Annotated in this window: 17 protein-coding genes; 8 read left to right on the top strand and 9 right to left on the bottom strand. The window is 42.3% G+C overall.

All coding sequences use genetic code 11. The annotated features are described in order from the left end of the window. Positions 1–13 precede the first annotated feature (13 nt). On the top strand, positions 14–1,279 hold the full coding sequence (locus tag Q0590_RS00865) for a M28 family metallopeptidase (protein WP_302035578.1): 1,266 nt from the start codon (positions 14–16) through the stop codon (positions 1,277–1,279). Between the two features lie 135 nt (positions 1,280–1,414). On the opposite strand, the gene Q0590_RS00860 is transcribed toward Q0590_RS00865, so the two are convergent. Further along, the gene (locus tag Q0590_RS00860) at positions 1,415–1,777 is read right to left on the bottom strand and encodes a hypothetical protein (RefSeq protein ID WP_302035577.1); all 363 of its coding nucleotides are present in this window, start codon (positions 1,775–1,777) and stop codon (positions 1,415–1,417) included. 127 nt (positions 1,778–1,904) lie between these two features. Continuing rightward, complete coding sequence (locus tag Q0590_RS00855; protein WP_302035576.1) at positions 1,905–2,783, bottom strand: YicC/YloC family endoribonuclease; 879 nt, start codon at positions 2,781–2,783, stop codon at positions 1,905–1,907. A gap of 158 nt (positions 2,784–2,941) precedes the next feature. On the opposite strand from Q0590_RS00855, the gene purQ reads away from it, so the two are divergent. Both purQ and Q0590_RS00845 read left to right on the top strand, forming a co-directional pair. Then, positions 2,942–3,634: a phosphoribosylformylglycinamidine synthase subunit PurQ gene (purQ, locus tag Q0590_RS00850; protein WP_302035575.1), complete on the top strand. Its 693-nt coding sequence runs from the start codon at positions 2,942–2,944 to the stop codon at positions 3,632–3,634. A gap of 114 nt (positions 3,635–3,748) precedes the next feature. Next, the gene (locus Q0590_RS00845; protein ID WP_302035574.1) at positions 3,749–5,821 is read left to right on the top strand and encodes a M13 family metallopeptidase; all 2,073 of its coding nucleotides are present in this window, start codon (positions 3,749–3,751) and stop codon (positions 5,819–5,821) included. An 80-nt stretch (positions 5,822–5,901) separates the two neighbouring features. Here Q0590_RS00845 and Q0590_RS00840 read toward each other — a convergent pair whose 3' ends face one another. Continuing rightward, positions 5,902–6,537 carry a peroxiredoxin gene (locus tag Q0590_RS00840; protein WP_302035573.1) on the bottom strand — a complete coding sequence of 212 codons (636 nt, stop codon included), beginning with the start codon at positions 6,535–6,537 and terminating at the stop codon, positions 5,902–5,904. A 101-nt stretch (positions 6,538–6,638) separates the two neighbouring features. Continuing rightward, positions 6,639–7,601, bottom strand: coding sequence for a sulfite exporter TauE/SafE family protein (locus Q0590_RS00835; RefSeq protein WP_302035572.1), 963 nt, complete (start codon positions 7,599–7,601; stop codon positions 6,639–6,641). Positions 7,602–7,828: 227 nt separating this feature from the next. Here Q0590_RS00835 and Q0590_RS00830 point away from each other — a divergent pair, with 227 nt between their 5' ends. Beyond that, the gene (locus Q0590_RS00830; protein WP_302035571.1) at positions 7,829–9,085 is read left to right on the top strand and encodes a peroxiredoxin family protein; all 1,257 of its coding nucleotides are present in this window, start codon (positions 7,829–7,831) and stop codon (positions 9,083–9,085) included. 58 nt (positions 9,086–9,143) lie between these two features. On the opposite strand, the gene Q0590_RS00825 is transcribed toward Q0590_RS00830, so the two are convergent. Continuing rightward, the gene (locus Q0590_RS00825; RefSeq protein WP_302035570.1) at positions 9,144–9,665 is read right to left on the bottom strand and encodes an acyl-CoA thioesterase; all 522 of its coding nucleotides are present in this window, start codon (positions 9,663–9,665) and stop codon (positions 9,144–9,146) included. Positions 9,666–10,078: 413 nt separating this feature from the next. On the opposite strand from Q0590_RS00825, the gene Q0590_RS00820 reads away from it, so the two are divergent. Together Q0590_RS00820 and Q0590_RS00815 are read left to right on the top strand one after the other, a co-directional pair. Beyond that, positions 10,079–10,354 carry a hypothetical protein gene (locus Q0590_RS00820; RefSeq protein ID WP_302035569.1) on the top strand — a complete coding sequence of 92 codons (276 nt, stop codon included), beginning with the start codon at positions 10,079–10,081 and terminating at the stop codon, positions 10,352–10,354. A gap of 150 nt (positions 10,355–10,504) precedes the next feature. Further along, positions 10,505–12,055 carry a right-handed parallel beta-helix repeat-containing protein gene (locus Q0590_RS00815; RefSeq protein WP_302035568.1) on the top strand — a complete coding sequence of 517 codons (1,551 nt, stop codon included), beginning with the start codon at positions 10,505–10,507 and terminating at the stop codon, positions 12,053–12,055. On the opposite strand, the gene Q0590_RS00810 is transcribed toward Q0590_RS00815, so the two are convergent. Continuing rightward, the gene (locus tag Q0590_RS00810; RefSeq protein ID WP_302035567.1) at positions 12,026–12,814 is read right to left on the bottom strand and encodes a M15 family metallopeptidase; all 789 of its coding nucleotides are present in this window, start codon (positions 12,812–12,814) and stop codon (positions 12,026–12,028) included. The genes Q0590_RS00815 and Q0590_RS00810 overlap by 30 nt on opposite strands. Positions 12,815–13,037: 223 nt before the next feature. Between Q0590_RS00810 and Q0590_RS00805 the strand changes: the two genes are divergently transcribed. Then, the gene (locus tag Q0590_RS00805) at positions 13,038–14,357 is read left to right on the top strand and encodes a DEAD/DEAH box helicase (protein WP_302035566.1); all 1,320 of its coding nucleotides are present in this window, start codon (positions 13,038–13,040) and stop codon (positions 14,355–14,357) included. A 74-nt stretch (positions 14,358–14,431) separates the two neighbouring features. Here the strand turns inward: Q0590_RS00805 and Q0590_RS00800 are convergent, their stop codons facing one another. The 3 genes from Q0590_RS00800 to Q0590_RS00790 all read right to left on the bottom strand — a co-directional run bounded on the left by Q0590_RS00800 (position 14,432) and on the right by Q0590_RS00790 (position 16,842). Continuing rightward, complete coding sequence (locus tag Q0590_RS00800; protein WP_302035565.1) at positions 14,432–15,622, bottom strand: trans-sulfuration enzyme family protein; 1,191 nt, start codon at positions 15,620–15,622, stop codon at positions 14,432–14,434. Positions 15,623–15,824: 202 nt separating this feature from the next. Then, positions 15,825–16,181, bottom strand: a complete 357-nt coding sequence (locus tag Q0590_RS00795) for an OsmC family protein (protein WP_302035564.1) — start codon at positions 16,179–16,181, stop codon at positions 15,825–15,827. A 241-nt stretch (positions 16,182–16,422) separates the two neighbouring features. Further along, positions 16,423–16,842 carry an OsmC family protein gene (locus tag Q0590_RS00790; protein WP_302035563.1) on the bottom strand — a complete coding sequence of 140 codons (420 nt, stop codon included), beginning with the start codon at positions 16,840–16,842 and terminating at the stop codon, positions 16,423–16,425. A gap of 153 nt (positions 16,843–16,995) precedes the next feature. Here Q0590_RS00790 and Q0590_RS00785 point away from each other — a divergent pair, with 153 nt between their 5' ends. Further along, positions 16,996–17,313, top strand: coding sequence for a rhodanese-like domain-containing protein (locus Q0590_RS00785; RefSeq protein ID WP_302035562.1), 318 nt, complete (start codon positions 16,996–16,998; stop codon positions 17,311–17,313). Positions 17,314–17,391: the final 78 nt, after the last annotated feature.

The following is a 17,391-nucleotide window of genomic DNA, read 5'->3' as shown; positions in this document are numbered from 1 at the left end:
TTATTTTTACCAGATGAATAGAATTCTGGCTTTTGTTTTTCTTTTGCTTGCAACGAATCTTGTAAGTAATGCTCAGGATATGAACCGGGTAAAAACCACCATTGCTACGCTTACTTCTCCCCAGATGCATGGCAGAGGCTATGTACAATCCGGCGACCGTAAAGCAGCCGAATACCTTGCAGAACAATTCCAACAAATGGGATTAAAAACATTCAATGCCTCTTATTTTCAAGAATTCCCCTTAGATATAAATACCTTCCCTAAACGGCTGAAGTTAACAGTTGGGAAAAAAATGCTTACTCCAGGAGAGCAGTATATAGTTAATCCCATATCGCAGCAAGGAGCCGGACAAGGCAAAATAGTTTATCTGGATACGTTGATTTTTACACAGGAATCAGCCCGGCAAAAGTTTCTGCAGAGCAATTTTAGCAAACAGGTGATGGTGTATGAATCGGTACATTACGGAAAGTTAGTAGAAATGCCCATTGAATACCTGAATAAAATGCATGAAGCCAAAGCATTAATAGAATTGCAAAAAGAGAAGCTTACGGCCAGTCTTTCAGGGAAGCAAATGAGCCACCCAGCTTTTGAGATGGTAAAAAAAGATAGTCCACCGGCAGGAACTAGGGTAAAATATAGAGTAGATGCAAAATTAATTTCCAACTACATCTCACAGAATGTAATAGGTTATATTCCTGGCAAAGCAGAGCCGGACTCATTTATTGTCATTTCCGCCCACTACGACCACTTGGGCAGAATGGGGAAAAATACCTACTTTCCTGGGGCCAATGATAATGCCAGTGGTACTACTATGCTTCTGGAACTGGCCCGGCATTATTCCCAGCCTCAAAACCAGCCAGAGTATTCCATGGTGTTTATCGGATTCGGCGCAGAAGAAGCAGGGCTCATTGGTTCCAGGTACTATGTACAACATCCTTTATTTCCCTTGAAGGATATTAAATTCCTGGTTAACCTGGATCTGGTAGGTACCGGCGATGAGGGCATGACGGTAGTGAATGGTGCCGCTCTCACGGATGAATATACGTTGCTTACCAGAATAAATGAGCAGAAAGGCTACCTACCGAAAATAAACAAACGGACCAATGCGCCTAACTCAGATCATTATTTCTTTGCCAATAAAGGCGTAAAAGCCATATTCATCTATACCTTGGGTGGCATTAAAGCCTACCACGATGTATACGACCGGGCCGAAACCCTACCACTGACAAAGTTTAAAGAGTTATTTGGCTTGCTTACTGATTTTATTGGGGAGTTGTAACGTATCAAAAAACCACGGAGTAGTGCCGCTGCGGTAAGGACCTGTGGTGAGGGAAGGCTGTTTGCGGTATAATCTTGGGGTTAGCGGCAGGGTGTTTCCACTTCATATTTTTAAAGCTACTTCTTTTTTGACTGCTCAATCCTTGAATTGGGAAGCCTTGTATTTATGCTCTAGAAAAAGACTTAGTTCCTTCTCAAATTCTTCGCTTTGTGACATTAATTGGCTACCCTTGTAATAAAAAAGCGGAATAAGAAGTAGCCCTAATTCACTCGTACAAAGGTTTACTAGTAGTGTAGCAAATATTGAGTTAGCAAATGCCCCAACCAGTATTTTGTTTTTGTGGATGGAAATATGTGCTTTAACCGAAGTGGATTTACTCACCAAAATACTTTCCCTCTCTAAAAGCAACTCATAGGAATAGTGACTGGGTAATTCCCTTTTTAAAACTTCTGCTAGTTCGCCAGTAGATGGAAGCAGTTGGGATGTTACAAGTAGCATAGGCTTAATTTCTTCTTAACGTTTCGATAGTATAACGAAAAATCATCAGATATGAAAGCGAGTCCATCCAGTCCGGGAATTTTTGGTGTTTGTCTTTTTTACCTTTGCACTAACAAATAAGTACTCGCTACAAAATATTCAGGGACTGCTCTTTGATCTTTTCCAGTTCTTCTTTCATATCTATCACATACCGCTGAATCTGGGCATCGTTGGCTTTGGAGCCAATAGTGTTGATTTCACGGCCAATTTCCTGTGAAATGAAGTTAAGTTTTTTACCTGGTGAATCTTCTTTGGTAAGTACTTCTGTAAAGTAATCCAAATGTACCCGTAGCCGCACTTTTTCTTCACTGATATCCAGTTTCTCAATGTAGTAGATCATTTCCTGCTCAAAGCGGTTTTTGTCGAAATGTTCATCCGTTACTACTTCCGCTATGTGAGAGGTAATGCGGTTGCGGATATTTTCCAGCCGTTGCGGATCATAGGTATCTACCTGCCCCAGCAACAACCGGATTTTTTCAATATAGGAAGCCAGATTACCCGCTAGTTCTTTGCCTTCGGTTATTCTAAACTCATTGCAGGCCTGGATAGCTTCTTGTAGTGCCTGCCTGATAAGTTGCCAGTCCTGTTCGTTTTGTTCGCTATTATCTTCCTGGTTGTAAATATCCGGCATTTGTAAAACTAAGCGGAAAATGTCTTGTTGAGAAGCGCCAATCTCCCCGGCAAGGCTATTTAGTTCATCAAAATAGGCTTTTACCAGTGTCCGGTTAATATTTAACCTACTTTTTTTTTCACCCACACTTTGCAGTTCAATACTTACATTTACCTTTCCCCGCTCCAGAACCTGGCTCAATATATGCCTTACTTCATGTTCCTTATCAGAAAAACTACGTGGTAGCCGGAAGCTGGTATCCAACGATTTAGAGTTTAACGACTTTATTTCAACAACAACTTCTAGTCTGTCATTCGCCAGTTTGGCGCTTCCGAAGCCGGTCATAGATTTTATCATAGTGGTTCAAAATTATGCTATTTCGCAACATACAAATTATCAGGCATAAATTAAAAGGAGGTTTCACTTTTCCATTGTTTACAACTATCTTTACAGAATCGTGTAGCTTAAAATACATTCCATTTTAGGCCTTTCTCCATAAACTCTAAACTTACTTTATGAAATTTGGTGTCGTTGTTTTTCCTGGTTCCAATTGCGACGAAGACATTATTTATACCCTGCAACATACCCTGGGACAAGAAGTGGTAAAGCTCTGGCATAAAGATACCGACCTGCAAGGGGCAGAATGCATTGTGCTTCCCGGAGGCTTTTCGTATGGCGATTATCTCCGCTCTGGAGCTATAGCCCGTTTTTCGCCAATTATGGAAAAAGTAGTAGCGCATGCCAATCAAGGCGGCTATGTAATCGGCATCTGCAACGGTTTCCAGATATTGACGGAAGCTGGTTTGCTGCCAGGTGCTCTGCTTCGCAATAATGGCCAGAAGTTCATTTGCCGCAATGTATACCTGAAGCCACAATCTACTTCTACGCTTCTTACCAAAGGACTTGATCCGGACAAGACGTATAAAATACCTATTGCTCATGCCGAAGGCCGCTACTATGCAGATCAGGAAACAGTAAAAGAATTGCATGCGAACGACCAGATACTATTTAAGTACAGCAGCGAAACGGGCATAATCGATGAAGCCTCTAACCCAAATGGCTCTCTGGAAAATATTGCCGGCATCAGCAATGCGCGGAAAAATGTATTTGGCATGATGCCTCACCCGGAACGGGCTGCGGAAGAAGCCTTGGGCAATACCGATGGCCGGACTATTTTGGAAGGCTTAGTGGCCCAGATAACCGCCTAATTTCTGCTTGTATACAGCATCTTTCTTCCCGGTCTTCCTACAGTAAGCTACCCACAAAACTCCTGTGGAAGACTGGGCATTATACCTTATCTTCATACAAACAAAACCTCATTTATGATTAGTATTTCCTCCTGCCCGAAGATGTTAGCCCTGGCTGCATCGGTATGGCTTATGGCTTCCTGTACGAGCCAGAATGTACAAGAAACAACCCAACCAGGAAACAAAACGGACCAGCCTCTTACTTCCGGAATCACTATTCAAAACATGGATACGCTGGTAAAACCCGGAGACAATTTTACTGCCTATGTAAATGGCAACTGGGTAAAAAATACAGAAATTCCGGCAGACAAAGCTGCTTTCGGTGCTTTTCATATGTTGAATGATAAAGCACAAGATGATGTAAAAGCAATTATTGAAGCATCGGCCAGTGGTACATTTGCTGACGGATCTGATGAACAAAAAGTGGGCGATTTCTATGAAGCATATATGAATCTGCAACGGCGCGACTCTATAGGCTTGGCTCCATTAGCACCCGAACTGAAAAAAATTGCCGACATTGCAACTTATACAGATTTAGCTACCTACTTTGCCTATGCTAATAAAATGGGCAACATGGTTCCCTTTAACATAGGTGTAGAAACGGATTTTAAAGATCCTAAGCAGTATATGCTCTATACCTGGCAAGGCGGATTAGGCTTACCCGACCGGGAGTATTACTTCCTGAAAGATGCTAAATCTACAGATATCCGCAACAAATATGTGGCTCACATAGAGAACATGCTTAAACTATCTGGCATAGAGAATGGAAAAGAAAAGGCTAAAAAAATAATGGCGCTGGAAACCCAACTAGCTTCCAAGCATATGAAAAAAGAGCAAACCAGAGACATGGTAGCTATTTATAACAAATATGCGGTAAAAGACTTAACTCAGCTGATGCCTGATTTTGCCTGGCAGCCTCTGTTAAAAGAAGCCGGTGTCGAGAAGAAAGATAGCATTGTCATTACTCAGGTGGATTACACCAAATCATTAAATGCTATTATTAAGAATACACCCCTTGATACCTGGAAAACCTATTTGCAGTGGAGCTTGATTCATGGTTCGGCCTCTTATCTGACAACAGCCTTGGATCAGGAGAATTTTGAGTTCTATAATAAAACCCTATATGGCGTAAAAGAGCAGCGGCCACAGTGGCGCCGGGCAGTAGATGTGGTAAACAATAACCTGGGCGAGATGGTGGGCAAAGTATATGTAAAAAAACACTTTCCTCCGCAAGCAAAAGAGCGGATGCTGACCCTGGTAGACAACCTGCTGAAAGCCTATGAAAGCAGTATTAAGGAGCTAGAATGGATGAGTGAAGATACCAAAAAACAGGCGTTAGATAAACTAAGCAAGTTTACTCCTAAAATTGGCTATCCGGATAAGTGGCGGGATTATTCTGACCTGAAAGTAGCCAAAGGCGACTTGTATGGAAATATGAAACGGTCTACGTTATTTGAGTACAACCGCAACATCAATAAGCTGGGTAAGCCGGTAGACCGGGATGAGTGGGGCATGACGCCACAAACAGTTAATGCCTATTATAATCCGCCACTCAATGAGATTGTGTTCCCGGCAGCTATTTTACAACCCCCATTCTTCGATTTAAATGCAGAAGATGCCGTAAACTATGGTGGGATTGGTGGCGTAATTGGCCACGAAATCGGACATGGCTTTGATGACCAGGGCAGCACCTTTGATGGCGATGGCGTACTGCGTAACTGGTGGACTGAAAAAGATGGACAGGAATTTAAAACCAGAACCTCCGCGTTAGTCTCTCAATATAATAACTTTAAAGTATTCGACGATTTGAATGTAAATGGAGAATTTACCTTGGGTGAAAACATTGGTGACCTTGGTGGATTAAGCATTGCCTTAAAAGCCTATAATGCTAGCCTGAATGGAAAACCAGCCCCTGTACTGGATGGTTTTACAGGCAATCAGCGGGTATTTATTGGCTGGGCACAGGCATGGTTAAACAAATCCAGGGATGAGGCTTTACGTAATCAAATTAATACCGATCCGCATTCTCCGGCTAAGTTCCGGGTAAATGGGGTAGTGCGGAATATTCCTGAATTCTATACAGCCTTCAATGTGCAACCAAGCGACTCTTTATATCTGGCGCCTGAACAACGCGTAAAAATATGGTAGGTAAAAGTGAGACCTAAACCCTAAAAAAAGCCCTCCAGATAATAATTTCTGGAGGGCTTTTTTATGGATATAGCTTAGATTTATTTGTTTGGTTGAGGCGTCATCCGCAGGTAGGGTTTTATCACCGTATGGCCTTTAGGGAATTTAGCCGGAATATCTTCATCTTTTACAGCTGGCACAATAACACAATCTCCTCCATCTTCCCAGTTAGCCGGGGTAGCCACACTGTGGTAAGCAGTTAACTGCAACGAGTCAATTACCCGCAGAATTTCATTGAAATTACGGCCGGTAGAGGCAGGATAAGTTAAGGTAAGTTTTATTTTTTTATCAGGGCCAATCACAAACACCGAACGTACGGTAGCTTTTTCTGAGGCATTGGGATGAATCATATCATACAGGTTAGCTACCTCCCGGTTTTCATCCGCAATCAGCGGGAAGTTTACCAGCGTATTTTGTGTTTCGTTGATATCTTTTACCCACTCCACATGCGAATCCAGCGGGTCTACACTTACTGCCATTACTTTTACATTCCGCTTGTCAAATTCATCTTTCAGTTTGGCCGTCATGCCTAGTTCGGTGGTGCATACAGGAGTAAAATCTGCGGGGTGAGAGAATAAAACTCCCCATTTATCTCCCAGCCATTCATGGAAGGTAATTTCTCCTTCGGTGGTTTTTGCAGTAAAATTTGGGGCAACATCGCCTAATCTGAGTGACATAGTTTTATAGATTTTAGGGTTATACAGATAATTGTTTGTTCTACTGAATTTACAGGGTATTCACTAATTTATAAAAAAGCGACCTATAAATTTTATATAATTCAGACTACAGTGAGATAAATCGTCCGAAGACTTAAACAGATAATGAGTACACCTACCATGATCATCAACGTTTTTGGCTTAAATTTTTTGCACAAGTACGCAGCAAAAGGAGCAGCAAAAGTTCCGCCCACTACCAGACCTGCTACAATCTGCCAGTTATCTACCCCAATCAGGTATATAAATGTACCAGCTCCGGCTAAAGCAATAAAAAATTCAGCCAGGTTTACTGACCCAATGGTGTACCGGGGGTTGTGTCCTTTGCTAATGAGGGTGGAAGCAACAATCGGTCCCCAGCCTCCGCCGCCAACAGCATCCATAAATCCGCCGAAAACCGCCAGAATAGCTAGTCTTTTTGGTTCTTTGGGTGCGTTTACTTTTTTGAAGGCTTTCCGGATAATAACTATACCCATAATCATTAGATAAGCAGCTATAAACGGTTTGATTATCTTTCCATCAATGGAAGTAAGAATATAGGCACCCAAAATTACACCTACCATACCAGGGATAACCAGGCTTTGAAAAAGTTTTCTATTGACATTACCAAGCTTTAAGTGAGACAAGCCAGATACACCTGAAGTAAACACTTCTGCTACATGCACACTAGAGCTGGCCATGGCTGGTGGTACGCCTAACCCTAACAAAAAGGAAGTGGAGCTTACGCCATACGCCATACCTAAGGCTCCATCGATCATCTGTGCTACAAAGCCAACTAGTATAAAAAATACTAACTGCTCAGTAAATACACTTTCTAGCAAAGAAGGAGCTTCAGCTATTATTCCGGTAGGCAAAAATATAGTTAGTGCAATAAGGACTACCAAACTAGCGGCAACTAAAATAAACCATTTCCGGCTGTAAAAGGGCTGGGTAACTTTTTCTTTCACTTCTGAAGTTTCGTCCAGTACTTGAATTTTAGATTCCAAGGTTAAGGTGTTTATGGGTTGGTGAAGGTGAGTAGATTTCATCTAATGTTAGCGCTTGGTTGGTACAGCCTGTTCAAAATAAAATCCAAATATATGCAATCTCTATAAATATACTAGGGATTGTCTAGAAATTTTATTTTTAAGTCTTACCTTTACAAACCAAAAACCAAACAAAAGGTGTAGCTACTCCTTGCTGAGGAATCTAAATAACAAAAATACCTGTTATGAAGCAAGATTGCCCGCATCAAAATCTGTTAACCTAATCCTTTATGCGCTATAGTTTATTCGGAATTTTGCTACTAATTTATACAGCCTGTTCTAACTCTGCCGGGAAGGACACCACCAAACAACAACCTTCAATACAAACAGGAATTTGGCGGGCTGTACTGCAATCCCCTGGCGGCGAACTTCCTTTCAGCCTGGAGATTGAAAAGAAAACGGACAGTACGTACGCAGCTTATGCCATTAATGGGCAGGAAAAACTGGCATTGGACGAAGCAAAGATAGAAGGCGATTCTATCCGGATTCCAATGGAATTATTTGAATCTGAGTTGGTGGCAAAAGTAAATGACGATAAACTTACCGGCCGCTTTACCAGATATAGCCCTACAGGAAATGTGAATATGCCATTTTCCGCGCAGCAGGGTCTTACCCACCGGTTTACTGCTGCTACACAAACGCCAGTTGCTGACCTGACAGGTAAATGGGCAGTTACTTTCCGTTCAGAAAATAATTCGTATCCGGCAGTAGGGGTATTTGAACAAAAAGGGAACAACATTACTGGTACTTTCCTTACCACTACAGGCGATTACCGGTATCTGGCCGGAACCGTACAAAGGGATAGTCTCTATCTTTCTTGTTTTGATGGAACTCACGTATACCTATTTAAAGCCAGTATTGGAAAGGATAAAAATACATTAACAGGCGGATTCTGGTCGAGTATGGCTAGCTATGAAGCCTGGACAGCCAATCGTGATTCTACGGCTACCCTGCCAGATGCCAACTCTCTTGCCTTTCTGAAAAAAGGGTTCGACCGACTAGCTTTTACCTTTCCAAATGTGGAGGATGGCAAACCTCTTTCCCTGGATGACGAGCGGTATAGAGGAAAGGTAGTAGTCGTACAGCTGATGGGTTCCTGGTGCCCCAATTGTATGGACGAAACTAAGTTTCTGGCTCCCTGGTATCAGAAAAACAAAGACCGCGGAGTAGAGGTAATTGCACTAGCTTACGAACGGATTCCAGACTTTGCAGTATCTGCGCCAAAACTGCAAAAGATGAAAGACCGCTTTGATGTGACCTATGAAGTAGCTTTAGCCGGGGTAAACGACAAACAAGCCGCAGCCCAGACATTACCAATGCTAGATAAGGTAGTGGCTTTCCCAAGCACTATTTTCATAGATAAAGAGGGCAAAGTCCGCCGGGTACACACAGGCTTTAGTGGCCCAGGTACTGGTAAATATTACGATGCGTATGTGGAAGACTTTAATTTGTTTATAGATAAGCTTCTGGCAGAAGGAACAATGTAAGGACGGAAAATTTATCACACCTCACAGGCTTCAAAACGTGTGAGGTGTTTTTTTGTACTTAGCCTTTAGCAGATAAACTTTTATAATAGTCTTTCAGTTTTTGGAGACGATCGTAATAGCCAAGTGGAGTATAATGGGTATCCGGAATAATCATGTTAGACAGTAACTCATTGAGTTTTTCAGAATGATCTACACTTTTGCCTGTTTGCATGGATACATTCCGTAACGTTGTCCAGATCATGGCTTTTAGTTGAGTTTTCTCTTTATCCAGCATCTGGCACTCGGTAGTAATGGAATTATGGTCAAAAAAGATCAGCGCTGTTTTTACCAGTACCGTCTCTCCAAACATGGCTGGCCGTAAATAGGATATCTGATGGTTGGTTACTACCCAATGGGCATTAAATTCCTGCGACAGCTTCAGCGGGCTCCAGCCATAATATAATAAAGTTTGATCGGCACGGGCGTTAAAAAAATAATCCAAGTACTTGGCATTATTCAAGTGGCCAAAAGGGTCGCAGTCCTGAAACCGGATCACCAGTTCGCTTTCCAGTTCCTTTTCCATTTCTTTTTTACTATCCATAGTATGTCACTAACAAATTAAATGAGGTCTTATGTCGTAGAAGAAGTAAAAGTACGATTAGTTATTGAAACAAAGAGAAATTTTCAATGGCCAATCTTTTCAACAGGTGAATCACTTTTATGAATAAATTTACTGATTCTCTAAAAATGATACAGTTAAAAATACCGTCGTTAAATAAGTAAGCAGGCGCTTTGTAGGTAGATTGCGTAATAACAGGCATGGGTTTGAAATGTGGAAATAATGACTTAGCTACTTTTTATGAAGAATTACTTCTGTTTACCTGCACGCTAAAGAAAGTTACTTTAGTTGTTAAACACCGAAGTATATAAATGAATAGAATAAAGAAGCTTTACTTGTAAGTCCAACGGCTTTTGCAGATTTTTGATTTTAACAAACAGCAAATATACAGATATATGAACGAAGTATTTACAGCCAGCCGGTTCAAAGATACCCTTTCGCCGGATGAGGTAGTTTTTAATGAAAAAGGGGTGACGTTTAAAGTAAACAAAGTCATTGGTGGAACTGAAAATTTTGTGTTCTATCAGGATATTTCCGGGGTAGAGATTGATAATGGGCTGTTGTTTGCTACGATCCGGGTTATTCCCAGAGCCAGGCCAGAAATTGTAATTGAGGGATTTACCAGAGGCGATGCCAAAAAGATCAAACACCTGATTTTAGAGAGAGTATAAAAAAATAAAGAAAGTAAAAAAAATATTAATTCAAATCCGATTAGGCAGAACAGTTGTTCCCGGCACAGTTTTATTGGCATTCCATACAAAGCGGCACTTTGATATAGATCAAGTACCATAATCCTTTCTCAGCCGGAAAAGATGAACAGAATGAATAGAGTAAATAGCATTTGGGACCAGTTAGAAAAGCAGATTGCTTATAAAAGCTTCAAACCTTATTTGGAGTTTTTAAAAATGCCATTTTACTGCCTGCTGGTTGTTTCTTTGCTTCTTTTTATAGGTCCTGCTGCTTTTTCGCAGACAAAAGTTGTGCTGAAGCCTGGAGATGAAATTCAAAAAGCGGTAGATGCGCATCCGGAAGGAACCCTCTTTATTTTAAAACCGGGACTATACCGGATGCAGGATGTAAAACCCAAAGATAAAAATCAGTTTATTGGGGAAAAAGGAGCTATCCTCAATGGAAGCCGCCTGCTCAAAGATTGGAAGAAAGAAGGAAAATACTGGGTACACGATGGGCAGACACAACAGGGGCAGCGATACGCGGCCTGCGTAAAGGGCTATGCAGGCTGCCAGTATCCGGAAGATATTTACAAAAATGATTACCCCCTCCGGCAAGATACGGCCTTGCTCCTAGTAGAGCCTGGTGAGTGGTTTTTTGATTATGACCAGGATAAAGTATACCTGTTAGAGGACCCTACCAGGCATAAAATGGAGATTAGTGTGTCGCGCAGGGCATTTGGCGGAAATGCGAAGGGGGTAGCTATCCGGGGGCTGGTTGTGGAAAAATATGCCATTCCCGGCCATATGGGAGCCATTGGCGACCAGTATCCCGGCGAAGGATGGATTATCGAAAATAACGAAATCCGGCTGAATCATGGAAAGGGTTTATCTGCGTCACATAATGCCATTATCCGGGGAAATTACATTCACCATAACGGACAGATGGGAATGACAGCAAATGGCAAGAACATTTTGGTGGAGAACAACGAAATTGCCTATAACACCCTGAAGGAAATTGGCTACAACTGGGAGCACGAAGGCGGTGGAACTAAGTTTGCCTATACAGATAGTTTAGTTGTCCGTAATAATTATGTACACCATAACTGGGGCCCTGGCCTATGGACGGATATTAAAAACAAAGATGCGTTGTATGAAGGCAATATTTGTACTGACAACCTAGCCTCCGGTATATTTCATGAGATCAGCTATAGTGCCATTATCCGCCATAATTATGTAGCCCGCAATGCTACAGTCCATGGAGCGCAGTTATTTCTCTCCACTTCCAGCGATGTGGAAATTCATCATAACGAGGTAGTGGTAGACCAAAAAAGTGGCGATGGCATCATAGTCAGGCAATCGAAACGGGAGGTAGATGGTGTTCCAATTTATGGCATCAATAACTATGTGCATCACAATACCATTACGTATTTTGCTACCAACAAGCGGAGCGGTGCCTGGGCAGATTATGAAGCAGATACCTTCTGGAAAAAGGGTAATAACCGCTTCAACTACAATACCTATTTTATAAAAGATGCCGAAGCCCATTGCTGGGAGTGGAGTAATGGCAGAAATGGTTGGAAAACCTTCCGGGAGTGCGGCCAGGAAGCCAATGGCAGAATAAAAACTCAGTTCGATAGAAGCAAAACCTATCCGGAGAAGGTGATTAGAACGTCAGCAGGAAGGTTTAAAGTTAGCTACTGAATAGCCATTGTTCTTATAGAAATAATGCCACCATTCGCTGGTAATGGGCAAAAATCCGGCATTCTCCATGCTTTCTTTCAACAATTTGCGGTTCTCCAGTACCTGGGCTGGCAGGTTTTTATAGGCATGGTGGGCTTCTCTTCCAAAATGGTCAAAACCTGTACCCATATCCAGTTCCTGGCCCTGGGCATCTACCAGGGTAAGGTCTACCGCAGCACCTTTGTTGTGTATGGAGCCATTGCCATACGGATTGCCTACATAACGGTCGTCGGGCATAATTTTCCACATCCGCTTTTGTATATCCAGTGGCCGATAGCAATCATAGAGTTTTATGCGGTAGCCTTTCTCTTTCAACGATTGCTGTACATTTACCAGGGCTTTGGCTACCACGGCTCTTAACAAACACTGGTCACAATCGTATACCTTGGCTTTCAGGAAATTACTATCGGTGGCATAGCGCATATCCAGTACAAACGTAGAATCCAGGCTGAGCAGGTCTACAAAAGCACTATCTGGTAAGGCATCCCGTTGCGCCTGCGTAAGTAAAGCTGGGGAGGTAGAAGGTAACTGCTTGCTGGTATCTGGTGTAGCGACCCTGGTAGCTGTGTCGGTTGGGGCAGGGGTAACGGTTTTCTGTGCTGCAGTTAGGGTATCCGTTTTACTTTCAGTGGTTTGTTCGTTGTATGAACAGGCTACCAGAAGTAGAAACAAGCTGCTACCTAAGATTTGCTTATACCACCGGGAAACGTTTTGTATCATAAATTTCCTTATTCTAACACAAGTATAGCAGATTCGGGATTAAAGTAAAATGAATTGAGCCAATCAACGTATAATAGAAAAAACTTTATCAGCTTTGCAGGGATAGACGAGCATAAAACAGTTGGTGAGAAAAAAAGCTTTCGCCAGCTGAACTTAAGTAGTTGATGCATTTTATGTATACTACTCCCTATCAACTAATTTTCACATCTTCACATTTGCAGTTTTGTATATGGCCAGTTTTCAGGATTTTAATTTAAATAAGCAACTCCTTTCGGCGGTGGAAGAACTTAACTATGAAGTTCCCACAGAGATACAGCAAAAGGCAATTCCGGTAATTCAGGGAGGACATGATGTATTAGGAATAGCCCAGACTGGCACCGGCAAAACGGCTGCCTATCTGCTGCCCATCCTCATGAAAGTAAAATATGCGCAAGGTATGCATCCCCGAGCTTTGATCCTGGCACCCACACGCGAATTAGCCATGCAGATAGATGAAAGCATCAGCCAGCTAGCCAAGTATACGGATTTGCGCCATGTGGCTGTGTATGGAGGAATAGGACCAAAAACGCAGATAGAAACTATACAGAAGGGAGTTGATATATTGGTAGCTACTCCAGGCCGCTTAATGGATATTTACCTGAAAGGCGAATTGGTGCTCAAAGAGTTGAAAACCCTGGTATTGGATGAAGCCGATAAAATGATGGATATGGGTTTTATGCCACAAATCCGCAGGTTGTTAGAGATTATCCCCAATAAACGGCAGAACCTGCTTTTCTCGGCTACTTTCCCTGAAAAAGTGGAACGCTTGTCGGATGAATTTCTGGAGTTTCCTACCAAGGTGGAAGTTACGCCGCAGGCTACGCCGGTAGAAACCGTAAACCAGGTATTGTATGAGGTGCCAAACCTGAAAACCAAAATAAACTTGCTCAATGCGTTGCTGGAAGACGAATCGTTTAACCGGGTGATTATTTTTACCCGCACCAAAAAAACAGCTGAAAATACGTTCCGTTATTTAGCCAGAAAGTTAGATGGGGAGCAGGTGAAAGTAATTCATGCCAATAAAGGCCAGAATACCCGCATTAATTCGATGGAAGCTTTTAGAGAGGGAAATGTGCGCATATTAGTGGCCACCGATGTAGCGGCCCGTGGCATAGACATTAGCCTGGTAAGCCATGTAATTAACTTCGACGTGCCTATTATCTATGAAGATTATGTGCACCGCATTGGCCGCACCGGCCGTGCCAACCATAGTGGCGAGGCTATTACCTTTATGAATGAAGCGGAAGAATATCATGTGCAGAAAATAGAAGAACTTATCCGCATGAAGATTCCCAGAAAACCCTTACCTGCCAGTGTAGAGGTATTGCCTACCCCTTTTGAAGAAGCACAGGAAATAGCTATGGAGATAGATACCCAAAAAAGAAAAGAAAACCCTGATTTTCAGGGAGCTTTCCATGAGAAAAAACTGAAAAACCAGCCACGTACCACAAAAACTGCTAAAACTAAGAGCAAAGTAAAAGGCAAGAAGTTTAAAGGTTCCTGAACCCAGAATTATGGATTTACCACAATTAATAACTTGCACATAACTACTTATCGTTCAATCCTGCAAATCCTGGTTTAGATTTTCGACTTTTCCAGTGCTTGCCTGATATCGGCAATAATATCATCTACATGCTCAAGGCCGGCGGAGATGCGGATAAGGCCGGGTAATATGCCTACCGCGGCACGGTCTTCATCGGTTAGTTTGCTATGGGTGGTAGAAGCCGGATGAGTGGCAATGCTGCGGGTATCGCCCAGGTTAGCAGTTAACGAAAGCAGTTGCAAGGAATTCAGGAAGCGGCGGCCTCGTTCTATTCCCCCTTTTACAATTACGGTAACCATAGCACCGCCCAGCCGCATTTGCTTTTTGGCTAGTTCATATTGCGGATAGGAAGAAAGGAACGGGTAAATAACTTTTTCCACTTCGGGATGTTTTTCCAGGTAAGCAGCTATCTTATGGGCATTATCGCAGTGCCTTTCCATGCGTACAGCCAGGGTCTCCAGGCTTTTCGATAATATCCAGGCATTGAACGGCGACATAGATGGACCGGTATGCCGGGAAAAGAAACGAATCTCTTTTATTAGTTCTTTATTTCCTACAATAGCTCCGCCAATGGCACGGCCTTGTCCGTCAATGAATTTGGTAGCCGAGTGAGTTACTAGGTGGGCACCATATTTTATGGGCTGCTGCAAATAAGGTGTGGCAAAACAATTATCTACATTCAGGATCAACCGGTGTTTGGCAGCCAGTTTTCCCAGCCATTCCAGGTCAATCATATCCAGGGCCGGATTGGAAGGAGTTTCCACAAAGATCATCTTGGTGTTGGGCTGAATTAGCTTTTCCCAGGTTTCCGGTTTATTTATATCGGCGTAGGAGTGAGTAATGCCCCATTTGGGAAATATCGTGTTCAGAATCTGGTGGGTAGAACCAAACAAGGACCGGGAAGCCAGTATGTGATCGCCGGATTTAACCAGGGCAGCCATACTGGTAAACATAGCCGACATGCCAGAGGCCGTGGCAATGCCATCTTCTGCGCCTTCCAGCAAGCAAAGTTTATCTATAAACTCAGTGGTATTCGGATTGGAGAAGCGGGTGTAAATATTGCCAGGTATTTCATCGGCAAACATAGCTCTGGCTTGCTCGGCATCTTCAAAGGTAAAACTGGAGGTAAGATACAAAGGTACAGAATGTTCTCTGTACGATGTTTTTTCTGCCTGGGTGCGTACGGCTTGTGTCTCAAAATGTTTCGGTTCTTCTTGTTCGGCCATAGTGATCTGAAAAGCTATTTATTGAGGTGCAAATGTAGAGCATTTTACTATGAATATAGGAAGCCAGTGCCGGCTAATTTGCAGGAAAGTAAAGCTTTAGTATATAAGCAAGATAAAATGGTGAATTTGCCTGAGACTTTGGGCTGTTGACTAATGCAGATGTAACCTATTTGCTGGCAGAGCAGTAGATAAGCCTTTACTCTCATTCGAGTAAAGACACGGGTACACCCTTGCGGAGGGTGTTTTGAATTTCAGCTACTTTATCGGTGTCTCTGATCAACTGGGCTAATACTTCATCCGAAGCATCGCCTTCTACATGAGCTTTGTATTGTAGATGATAGCCTGCTTCACCTTCGGCCGCAAATTCAGCAGATGCTTCCACCACTACTTTCGTCACGTGAATATTCTTTTTCTTAGCTTCCCGGTAGATATCATTGCAAAAACAGGTAGCCAACGCCAGGCAAAGCAACTCGCCGCCATTTACTGCCGAGCCCCAGCCAGTTGCTTTTCCCGGAATAGCTAATTGTTGAGCCGTATCATTGGTTTGAACAGTCGCCATGTTGGTTGAAGCTGTTTTCAACTTTTGCCGTAATAACCATAAATAAGATAGGTAAGAGGTGTTATGAGTAGGTATATCAATCACAAGAGATGACTAAGAAGTTAATAATGAACAAAGAACATGGAATTTTGACTATTACTAATATCTGTTCATTATGTATAATTCCTTGTTCTCCTGTTCATTATTCCTTTAATTCTCCATATATTTTGCCAGTAGAGGTTAGTACGGAAAGCTGCTATGCTTACGATCTTTCTATAGAGAAATCGTAAGTGACTTTAGCTGTTTTTTCCAGGGTTTTGGCTACTGAACAATACTTCTGCATAGATAAGTCAACGGCTTTTTTAACTTTCTCTTCAGACAAATTGCCTTTCAAATCAAAATGTACATGAATATCCTGAAAGAGAGAGGGTTCTACGTTTGGTTCTCGTTCGCCGTCTACCGTAATTTTAATATCTTCCAGGGGTTCCCGCTGTTTTCGCAGAATGTTTACAATATCAATGGTACTGCATCCGCCAATAGCGGCCAGTAATAGTTGCATAGGCCGGAATCCCTTATTTTCGCCGCCAATAGTTGGGGAGCCATCCATATCGATGGTATTACCTGTATCGTTTACTGCCTGCATATGAAACAGGTCATTCTTTCTGTTGATGTTTATTTTCATAAGGTATAAAGTTCTGAAATTGCAGCTATAACAGAATTATTTACGAAAAAGTTGATACCTGTTATTTTTGCAAACGTAGCTAGGCTATATAAAGAGGTTTAAAAATAATTATTACTTTTGTTAACACATAACTCACATCAAAAAATTAGCCTTATGAAGGAAATTACTGTGCAGGAACTAAAAGATATGCAGGACCGCGGCGAAGACTTTCAACTGATAGATGTACGCGAACCCAATGAATATGATTTTGCCAACCTGGGTGGCGAACTTATTCCCTTGGGCTCTGTCTTGCAAAATGCCGATAAAATCTCCAAAGATAAAAAAGTAGTGGTGCATTGCCGCAGCGGAGCCCGCAGCGGAACAGCTATTCAACAACTGGAAAAGAAGTTTGGCTATACCAACCTGTATAATTTAAAAGGCGGTATCCTGGCCTACTCTGATCAGATTGACCCGGATATTCCAAAGTATTAGTGATCAAGTATCTAAAAGATAAGCATCTCCAACAGCAAGATAAGAAATACTGAATATTGAAAAGAATCCCGCTTTCTT

Origin of the sequence: Rhodocytophaga aerolata (genome assembly GCF_030503435.1) — a bacterium.
Lineage (GTDB): Bacteria > Bacteroidota > Bacteroidia > Cytophagales > 172606-1 > Rhodocytophaga > Rhodocytophaga aerolata.
This window is presented reverse-complemented; position numbering and strand designations above follow the sequence as displayed.